This window comes from Leuconostoc sp. UCMA20149, assembly GCF_030400235.1.
Classification (GTDB): domain Bacteria; phylum Bacillota; class Bacilli; order Lactobacillales; family Lactobacillaceae; genus Leuconostoc; species Leuconostoc pseudomesenteroides.
This window is the reverse complement of the sequence record NZ_VJYC01000014.1, coordinates 43,034-53,211: the sequence shown is the minus strand read 5'-3', so window position 1 is coordinate 53,211 and position 10,178 is coordinate 43,034. Positions and strand designations below refer to the sequence as shown.

Annotated in this window: 6 protein-coding genes; all 6 read left to right on the top strand. The window is 39.4% G+C overall.

Features of this window, described 5'->3' with window-relative positions; translation table 11 throughout:
• The first annotated feature begins 181 nt into the window (after nt 1-181).
• The 6 genes from FF105_RS09505 to addA all read left to right on the top strand — a co-directional run bounded on the left by FF105_RS09505 (nt 182) and on the right by addA (nt 10,119).
• Nucleotides 182-1,144, top strand: a complete 963-nt coding sequence (locus FF105_RS09505; protein WP_290046726.1) for a PH domain-containing protein — start codon at nt 182-184, stop codon at nt 1,142-1,144.
• A 114-nt stretch (nt 1,145-1,258) separates the two neighbouring features.
• Nucleotides 1,259-1,465, top strand: coding sequence for a hypothetical protein (locus FF105_RS09500; RefSeq protein WP_010291897.1), 207 nt, complete (start codon nt 1,259-1,261; stop codon nt 1,463-1,465).
• Between the two features lie 87 nt (nt 1,466-1,552).
• A complete protein-coding gene (gene rpsP, locus FF105_RS09495; protein WP_147651887.1) occupies nt 1,553-1,981 on the top strand; it encodes a 30S ribosomal protein S16 in 429 nt (142 codons plus the stop codon).
• Nucleotides 1,982-2,141: 160 nt separating this feature from the next.
• Nucleotides 2,142-2,933 carry an alpha/beta hydrolase gene (locus FF105_RS09490; RefSeq protein WP_010291895.1) on the top strand — a complete coding sequence of 264 codons (792 nt, stop codon included), beginning with the start codon at nt 2,142-2,144 and terminating at the stop codon, nt 2,931-2,933.
• Nucleotides 2,933-6,415 carry a PD-(D/E)XK nuclease family protein gene (locus FF105_RS09485; RefSeq protein WP_147651885.1) on the top strand — a complete coding sequence of 1,161 codons (3,483 nt, stop codon included), beginning with the start codon at nt 2,933-2,935 and terminating at the stop codon, nt 6,413-6,415. Before FF105_RS09490 ends, FF105_RS09485 begins: the two co-directional genes overlap by 1 nt.
• Nucleotides 6,415-10,119, top strand: a complete 3,705-nt coding sequence (gene addA, locus FF105_RS09480; RefSeq protein ID WP_290046725.1) for a helicase-exonuclease AddAB subunit AddA — start codon at nt 6,415-6,417, stop codon at nt 10,117-10,119. Before FF105_RS09485 ends, addA begins: the two co-directional genes overlap by 1 nt.
• The last annotated feature ends 59 nt before the right edge of the window (nt 10,120-10,178 follow it).

Sequence of the window (10,178 nt, the reverse complement as noted above, 5' to 3'; positions counted from 1 at the left end):
TATAAGCCTAACATTTTGCAAAACCAATGTGAAGACATCGGCTTATTTCAGTAGTACTTTATTATCAATTGCATCATAAGAAAAAGAAGCTAAATGCATTGAAACACTTGACTTCTGGTAGAAAAAAGCCAGTGTTGAAGAAATTAGACCAAAACAATCTATAGCAGAGCTAAGATATCATGTGACAAATAGTGACTTGATGTTATACGCTGTTACCTCACTGAGTGGTCTCGGTGGCTTTTTGGCTTTGTTCACATTATGGACGCAAATTGACGATCTTTTACCAAAACATCTCAAAGCGACATTTACAAATTTTGTGAATCATCAATCCGTGATAGTATTGAGTTCTTTGATTGTAATTGGTCTATTGATAGGTATTGTCGTTGGATTTTTCAGGATTTATAATCAATATTTTGATTTTAAAGTTTTACATGAAGACAATCATCTTGTGATTTCGCGTGGTTTACTAGCACGTAAAAGTGTCCAACTTAAGTTTAGTAGAATTCAAGCTGTTCAATTGCGACAAACTTTGCTGAGAAGAATGGTTAAGTTGATGAATGCCAACGTTTTGCTTTCCGCAAGTCGAGATCAAGATGACAAGAAAACTATACTGATTCCAGTAGTTAGCAATCAAAAGGTAACAACTACGTTGCGAAAAGTTTTGGGAGTTGGGGACTTCGATATCAAGCAGTGGCAAACTAGCGCTATTAAGGCGGCTGCATGGTATCAGGTTAGATTTAGTTTATTGCGGATGGCAACTACGATTGTCGTTTTGAGTGGTATTTTGAGGATCTGGTTACCAAAATTTTGGGATTGGCATAATATATTGCTTGGTATTTTGATTACTTTGGTTGTGGCAGTGTTTTTAATTTTAAAAAACACGATGACAATAAAAGACCAAAAAATCGGATATCATGAGTCTGTTATTTACTTGCAGCGTAGTAATGGTCTAACGAAAGAGGGTTACTTTATCACGCGTGATAAAATACAAGGTGTTAATACTCATGGTATGTTTACCTTAACCACAAAAAAGGCAACACATCTCGACATCATTGTTCGTGATGATAATGGGGGACACATGATACATTTACGATATGTTCCTGAAGAAACAATACAAAATATTAATAAATGGCTGCTTTTATAACTAATAACGCATCTTTTTAAAATTTTGATTGTAATAATTTAATCTTAAGAAGATTTTTTGTTATTTTCTTGTTAATTTGGTAGAATAAATGATATATCAACTGGAGGATTTTTTATGACGGAGAATGAGCAACTCACTAGTTGGCAGAATCAGCTTGTAAAAATTATTAATGATTTAAATACACCACACACACTTGGTGGCATCACCAATGAGGCCAATCGCAAACATGATTCTTTTTTGGCGCGACGTGCATTAGATAATTTGATCATTTTGAGTGAAGAAATCAATATTGCACGTGAACAACAAAAGGATGTCAAGTAAAAACACTTGACACAGCTTAGAAGTAGTGGCATAATTATCTAGTAAAATAAATGTGTACAAACACAAAGATAATTGGAGGACTACCACATGGCAGTTAAAATTCGTTTGAAGCGTATGGGTGCAAAAAAGCGTCCGTTCTATCGTGTCGTTATTGCTGATTCACGTTCACCTCGTGACGGCCGTTTTATTGAAACAGTTGGTACTTATAACCCAATCGCACAACCTGCTGAAATCAAGTTGGATGAAGACAAGATTTTGTCATGGTTGGGCAATGGTGCACAACCATCTGACACAGTTCGCAACTTGTTGAGCAACGCAGGTATTTTGGCTAAGTATAATGACTCAAAGTCAGGTAAGAAGCCAGCTGCAAAGTCAGCAAAAAAAGCTGCTGCTAAGCCTGCTACTGACAAGCCTACAGAAAAGAATACAGTTGCTGAAATCAAAGCATATTTGGATGCACAAGGTACTGAATACGCATCTTCTGCAAAGAAGGCTGATTTGTTAGCACTTGTTTAATTCAAAAAGTTTAAAAATGTTGCCATTAATTTGGCACATTTTTTTTTGCCAAAAATAGGTTTTGATTTGCGACAATAGCGAAAAAAACTGGTGTTTCCAATCACAATTGCAGGTTATTTCTGTTAAAATAGCAGTAAATACTAAAAGGGGATAACAACGCATGGCATTTTTACAAGTTAATTATTATTCGCAGGTTTTGGGAATGGATCGACACATGAACGTGATTTTACCTGAATTATCTGATCACAATCCGAGTTGGACAGCTGATATGCTGCAAGACATACCAGTATTGTATTTGCTACATGGCATGTCTGGCGATCAAGATATTTGGCAGCGTCGTACATCGATTGAGCGATTAGTTCGTCAAACAATTGTGGCGGTTGTGATGCCGTCAACTGATTTGGCCTGGTATACTAACACAACATACGGTCTGAATTACTTTGATGCCTTGGCAGAAGAATTACCGAACAAAGTAGCCTCATTGTTCCCACAACTGTCAACCAAGCGCGAAAAAAACTTTGTCGCTGGTTTATCGATGGGTGGCTACGGTGCTTTCAAACTTGGATTAGGCACAACTCGGTTTAGCTATGCCGCTTCATTGTCAGGTGCGTTAGTAGGTAATCCGCAATTTGGTACAATACCAGATGAGACGCCGCATGATTATTGGACCGGTATTTTTGGCGATTTGGACAAATTTGTTGGTTCGGATAATGACTTGCTTGCGCTAGCCAAAAAAAATACGCATAAACCACAATTATACGCTTGGATTGGAGAACAGGATTATTTAAAGCCGACTAACGATGACTTCATTCCAAAGTTACGTGATTTAAACTATGATATCACTTTTGAAACTGCACCTGGTAAGCATGAATGGTATTATTGGGATAAAAAAATTGAGCGTGTCTTAGAATGGTTACCAATTAATTATGTCCCTGAAGAAAGGCTAAGTTAATGGCGCTCAATATTTTAATGGGGCGTGCTGAGCATGACATGCGTGGTGAAATGTTGGCCGATATTCAAAAACAGCTCCAGCAAAATGCTAGTTTAACCATATATTATATTGTGCCTAATCACGTTAAATTTGACAGCGAAGTTGATGTGCTTCAACGTTTTTCTGTCATCAATGGTTATAGTCAGGTGCAACGTTATTCGCAGAGTCGGCTGCAGGTATATTCGTTAACACGGCTGGCTTGGGCCCTCATGAAAAATAGACCAACGAAACAACCAGAAACGGTTTCAACGGCCGGATTATTTATGATGGTCACTGATATTTTGCGAGAGAAGGCAAGCCAATTGCCAGTTTTTGCGCGTCTACAAGCTAAAAGCGGTTTTGTGACAGCGTTGGTCTCACAATTAATTGAGCTACGTGTGAGTCGCGTATCACCTCAAGATTTGCTCGACATAGTGGCTAAATCAGCTGACAATATTTTTTTGCGACAAACTTTAAATGCTAAACTTCGTGATTTGGCAATTGTCGCTGAAGCATTTGAACAACAACTAGGACAACAAAGAATTACTGCACAAGAAACGTTGTTGCATTTTGTCGAGGAATTGAATGATTTTGAGCTGACAAATACGATGTTTTATTTAGACGGCTTCAATGGCTTTACTAGTGCGGAACAAGCTGTCGTAAATGCTTTAATTGCCCGCTATCCAGTGACAATAGCGCTATTAGGTGATACTTCAAAACTGGGTAAACAGCAAGCAGGGGATGTCTTTTTCAAGCCTATGACAACTGCCCAACAGTTGATTTCATGGGCATCAAACAATCAACAATCAGTAAAGACGCGTAGTGCTAGTATTTTACGAAATCTCTCTTCTGCTAATGAGCAAGTCTTATCCGCATGGGAGAAATTAGGGGAATATCGTTCATTTCAAGCAACTGATAATAATATAACCGCACTCCAAGCATTTGCAGCTGAAACGCCGATTGTGGAAATTCAGGAGGTAGCCAGACGCATCAGGCGTGCTTTACAACAGGATCCGTCACTGCATTTAAGAGATATTTTGATTTTGGCTCGCGATTTGGGACCTTATCAACCACATATTTCGGCTGTGATGGCCGCATTTGAGCTGCCTTTTTTTCTGGACACTGATATCACAATGATGAATCATCCGTTGGTCGAACTGATTCTGACACTTTTATCGCCACAAAAATTTAATTATCAAAATGTGTTAGCAATATTAAAAACGGGTTTGTTGCGACCAACTGTCGACGGAAAATTGGTTGATAGTGATGAATTTTTCGACATTGTGGGCTATTTGGATAATTATTTATATGCTTATCGACCTTATGAGTCCACTTGGCATCAGTTTGATCGACCTTTTCAACTATTCCAAGTGACTCGTGATAATGATGAAACAGAAATTTCACAAGATCAAAAAATTAATCAACGGCTTGAGTTTTTGCGTCGCTTTGTGGTTAAATCATTTGATCAGTTAGATGATGGTTTTAAAAAAGCAACAACTTTCCGTCAAGCAGCCACTGTGTTGATTGAATGGCTACAAAAAAAACATGTTGTTGAAGCCTTGATTAAGCAACGCGATAATTTAATGGCGCAAGGGGATTTAGTGCACGCCCAACAACACGATGAAGTTTGGCAGATGTTCAGCCAGACATTAGATGATATGGTTAGTTTCAAAGGCGATGATGATTTTGTTTTGACAGACATGGTTGATATTTTGATTGCTGGCTTTTCCGGTGCTAAATTTTCAGGCATTCCAAACAGTCTAGATCAATTAACCATATCTGAAGCTGGGATTGTGCAAAGTACGAGCTATCGGGCATTATTTTTTATTGGCGGTACGCGCCAAAACTTACCGGCACAAACTAAAACAACAGCTTTAATTAATGATGCCGAGCGAACAATGGTTATGCCAGACTTACAGTCAGGTGACCAGCCACGATACCTGCAAAATACAGCGCAGCAGCAGATGGCAGAAGAAAATTTGTTATTTTATGGTAGTCTGATGTCAGCGACTGACCATATCACGTTATCTTACCCAATCTTGGATAGCAGTGGACAAATAGCAGAAATGTCGCCATTTTTCAAACGTTTGGTTGATGCCTTCAGTGTTGACGTGACAACCGTCAGCGGGCAGCCAGCTTCTAGTTCAGCCTTAATTAAACACTATATTGGAACACCTCAAACAACATTATCTGAATTAGTGAAAATTTTACCGGTTGCTAGGCAAACCTCTGCGTTTAAAGCAGTGAAATCATTGCTTGAAACAACGGTAAAATCACGACTTAATCGTGTTTTTTCTGCACCAAATTATCAAAATAAGCCGGTCCAATTGCGCCCAGAATTTGTGGCAGCACTGTTTGGTGACCAGTTAAATGTCTCGATTTCTCAATTAGAAAGTTACTACCATAATCCGTATGCCTACTTTTTGCAGTATGGGCTGCGTTTAAAAGAGCGCACAACAAACACCCTAGATGTCGCGCAAACAGGCACACTGTATCATGCTATTGTTGAAAAGGTGTTAGCGCACCTCATTCAAAATAATTTAAGTTTGCGTGACTTGACTAGCGATGATATCAAACATTTGGTTTCCGAACAAATGGCTGAATTAGTAACATTGCCAGTTTTTGAGATGCTTACCGAAGATGGTAAAATGCGTGCTACCAGTGAGTATTTGACACGTGTTAGTGACATTTTATTATTGAATTTGCAAGCAGCGGCACGTGAAAACACGAGTCGGCCATTAGCGGTCGAACAATTATTTGGTTTTCCAAAAGCTTCATTGCCAGCCTTACAGTTACCAAAAATACATGTCCGTGGTAAGTTGGATCGTTTAGATTTGCAAGACAATGCGGGTGAATTTGGGACCATTATTGACTATAAATCAAATGGCAAACTATTTAGCTGGGCACAAGCTTATGATGGTTTACAAATGCAGTTACTGACTTATTGGGATGCTGCGCAACAGAGTGCTAGTCAACTCGGTTTTGATAAAGTGGGTGGGGCGTTTTTTGCAAAAATTGTACCTGATAAGACCTCATTAACGCGTAGTATGGACATTGATGCACTATTAGCAGGTAAAATCTTACCAGAAAACTTCAAATACCGCGGACTATTCATTTCTGATTCAGCTTATGTTGATGCACTTGCTGACATTGAACCATCAGAAAAGTCGCCCCATTATCCATTGGCGCGTCTCAAAAATGGTGATTTAGGAAAATCAGGTGTTGACGCTGTATCAGCTGAAGAATTTGAAACGCTCTTAAAACGGAATCGACAAAACATTGTGACAGCGGGACAACAAATATTAGCTGGTCACTTCCCGCTTTCACCAGTTGAAGGTGGGTTGACCTATTCCCCATACCTTGATATCATGCGTTTTGATCGCGCGCTTGGCGATCGCTATCGTGAGCAAACCACGGGTGATAAGAATCGTATTTTAGAATTATTGAAAGATGAGGGTGAATAATGGCGACCACATTTACAGCTAATCAACAACGCGCTATTGATGAAACAGACCATAATATTCTGGTTGCTGCCTCAGCCGGTTCTGGTAAAACAACAGTTTTAATTGAACGTATTATTCAAAAAATTTTGGCGGGGACGAGCGTTGACAATTTTTTAATTGTGACATTTACTAACGCCGCTGCTCATGAAATGCGACAAAGACTAGAGATAGCCATTGAGAAGCGTTTGCAGACGGCAACTGGGAAACAAAAACGATTTTTACAAGAGCAATTGTTGTTGTTGCCCGCAGCTAACATTTCCACTATTGATGCGTATGCTTTACGACTCATTGAAATGTACTATCACGTGATAGGCTTAGATCCACAATTCCGTCTTTTATCTGACACAGCTGAGCGTGAGCTGATGCGTCAAGATGTTTTAATTGAAGTGTTTGCTGAATTTTATGCGGAAGAAAATGACAACCATCAAGACTTTTTAGCCTTGGTCAATAATTTTGGTAATCCCAATCATGATGATGCGTTGCAAAATATTGTCCTAAAATTAGCTGATTTTGCGGAAGCACGAGCTGATGGCACGCAATGGTTAGAAAACTTACGGAATCCATACCGCGTTAGTGGCGAGCCATTGGTTAAAACTGATTTATTCACCAAACACATCAAACCGTTTTTGAAGGCGAACATTGCTGACTTAACGGAAAAAGTGCAACAGATTCAGCTCGGTGTTGATGGTGTTGACGAATTACAAAAAACACAAGATGCCTTTGAAGAAATAGCGACGTACCTATCGTCAATTGTTCAGCAGATTGAAACGGGTTCATGGGACGCATTGCAATCTGCTATTTTAGCTGTACCAGCTGCTAAAATGAACACACAAACAAAAGCGATTAAAGAAGATCCAGATCTGTCAGCTTTGGTGGCTGCTGCGCGACAAGTACGCGCGCAAGTCATTGGATCAAAATCACAATTAAAGCCTTGGCTGGAAGACTACTTCATATTAAACGAGTCGGCATGGTTACGAGTTCAAGGGTTGGCATTTCAATTAATTGACACGTTAGTTATTGTGACGGAGTCTTTCCGGAAGTCCTTTGAGCAAGCAAAACGAGACGCAAAGTTACTCGATTTTCCAGATTTGGGGACGTTAGCCTTACAAATTTTATCTGATGACGTTACCAAACAAACCATACAAGGCCAATTCCAAGAAATTTTAGTTGATGAGTATCAAGATATTAACCAGCTCCAAGAAACTTTACTAACCAGTGTTTCCAACGGACACAATATGTACATGGTTGGCGATGTGAAGCAAAGTATTTATGGCTTTCGTCAAGCAGAACCATCATTATTTACTGCCAAGTACAAAAAATTTGCACAATCAGGAAATAATGATAGCCGAATAGATTTGGCTGACAATTTTCGTTCACAAAACAATGTTACGCGTGTGACGAATTTAATTTTCACTCAACTGATGGATGAAACATTGGGCGATATTGCTTACGTTGGGGATGCTAAATTAGTGCCCAAAGCTTCATACCCAGAGGAAGTCGCACCTGTCTTTCATCTTGATATCATAACCCAAGATAATGCTGACGAAACGAGTGAAGAAGATACATTTGAAAAACGTCAGGCACAATATGCCTTACTGGCTAACAAAATATTAGAGTTGCGCGGCACAACTATATATGACCGCAAAGCTGAGCCAGCGGGAATGCGACCGGTTGCCTATGGCGATATTGCAATTTTAACACGTTCTAAAACTGGCTATATTGATTTGGTTGCGACATTGCGACAAGCAGGTATTCCCGTCCAAGTGGATGGTGTTGGCAATTATTTTCAGGCTATGGAAATATACTTGATGTTGGATATATTACGTGTCATTGATAATCCACATCAAGATATTCCGTTAGTGGCAATCTTGCGTTCGCCCATGTTTGGATTTAATGAGAATGATTTGGCGGCCATTCGGACGGCGGATCAGAAACATGATTTTTGGACAGCATTTAATCGCTATGCCAAATCAAATGAACAAGCTGAAAACGTGATTGCAATGATTAACAAATGGCATGATATTGCGATTCAAAATGACCTCGTGACGCTTATTTGGAGCATTTATGACGAGACAGCTTGGTTGGATTATGTTGGTGGTATGGCAGGTGGTTCCCAGCGCCAAGCTAATCTACACGCTTTGTACACGTATGCGCAAAGCTACCAAAATAACACACATGCTGGGTTATTTCGATTTATTCGTTACATTGAACAATTGCAAAGTTCTGATGGCGACTTGGGTGAGGCACCACAAGAAGCTGACGCACAAGCGGTTCGTTTGATGACGATTCACGCGTCAAAAGGATTAGAATTTCCGATTGTCATGCTACCGGAAGCTGATAAAGCTTTTAATACCAAAGACCTGAATGGGGGACTATTAATTCAAAAAAATGCGGGTGTTGGTCTGGAATATTTGCAACCTGACGCATTGGTTACGATGCCGACCTTGCAGAAATTAGTTGTTAAACAAGCCTTAAAACGGCAAAGCTGGTCCGAAGAAATGCGTTTACTGTATGTTGCATTAACTCGCGCTGAGCAACAACTTTATATTGTTGGAACCGTCAAAATTAAAGGCGAAGAGGGCAACGAAGCAATTAAAGCATTATGGCAATCAGCGAAGCAAACTAGCGGTCAATTTTTGTCAGAAAACTTGCGATTACAAGCAAATTCATATTTACAATGGTTACTGATTAGTTTTGCACGAACTGAGAATCAAGTATTGAACGCGTGGTTAGGCGACGATAGTCTACCGCGTTTGATGGGAAATGAAACACCAACCAACGCAAAAACATCAATTGTAATCACACCGCAAACAGATATTGTTGCACCAAATATAGTATCAGAAAGCTTGCCTAATGAAGCTGAGCAACAAGATGATTATACGGCTGAAGACTATAATCAAGCTAAAGCACTACTATCGTACCGATATCCCAATATGTCAGCAGCAAAAACGGCAGCTTATCAATCTGTTAGTGAGATTAAGCGTTTATTTGAAGATCCCGATCGTTTGAATATGAGCACGCTGATACTTGATGAGCAGGGTAATACACAAGCTGCTAATGCCTACGTGTCAGAGACTTTGCCATTACCTACTTTTTTGAGTGATGGTCAGCAAAAACCATCAAGCAGCGCTATTGGTACAGCGACACACTTGCTGTTGCAATTGATTGATATAACGCAACCTGTTGATGCTAAAAGTGTTGATAATTTATTAACAAAATTAGTGGCTAGTGAGCAAATTTTGCCTAGCGTGGCAGCATTGATACAAGTTGATGACATTTTACGTTTTGTACACACACCATTTGCTCAAGAAATTGCAGCACATCAGCGTACATTACAACGAGAAGCTACATTTGCCATGATTGTACCAGCTAATCAAATCTATCAAGAAGTCAATGACGATGCGCCTGTACTCATACACGGTATAATTGACGGTTATTTTGTCGATGAATCAACCAAAAGCGTGACACTATTTGACTACAAAACAGATTTTGTGCAACCAGCACGTCTAGCAGAAGGCTTAGCACAACTAGAGCAGCGGTATAAAGGACAACTAAATTTATATCAAGAAGCACTACGACAAGAATATCCAGAATACAAAATAAACCCACCTAAACTGATTGCTTTGAGCGTGGGTGAGGTGGTAGATGTGGGGAATCGTAATTAACAAAACTTTATTTATCTCAAAAATATGATATTATTGAATGTGAAAAAAATATCGTAATT

Excerpts from the sequence above, each read along its gene's own strand:
- rpsP (WP_147651887.1), top strand. The coding sequence starts at position 1,553 with ATGGCAGTTAAAATTCGTTTGAAGCGTATGGGTGCAAAAAAGCGTCCG.
- FF105_RS09485 (WP_147651885.1), top strand. The coding sequence starts at position 2,933 with ATGGCGCTCAATATTTTAATGGGGCGTGCTGAGCATGACATGCGTGGT.
- FF105_RS09490 (WP_010291895.1), top strand. The coding sequence starts at position 2,142 with ATGGCATTTTTACAAGTTAATTATTATTCGCAGGTTTTGGGAATGGAT.
- addA (WP_290046725.1), top strand. The coding sequence starts at position 6,415 with ATGGCGACCACATTTACAGCTAATCAACAACGCGCTATTGATGAAACA.
- FF105_RS09500 (WP_010291897.1), top strand. The coding sequence starts at position 1,259 with ATGACGGAGAATGAGCAACTCACTAGTTGGCAGAATCAGCTTGTAAAA.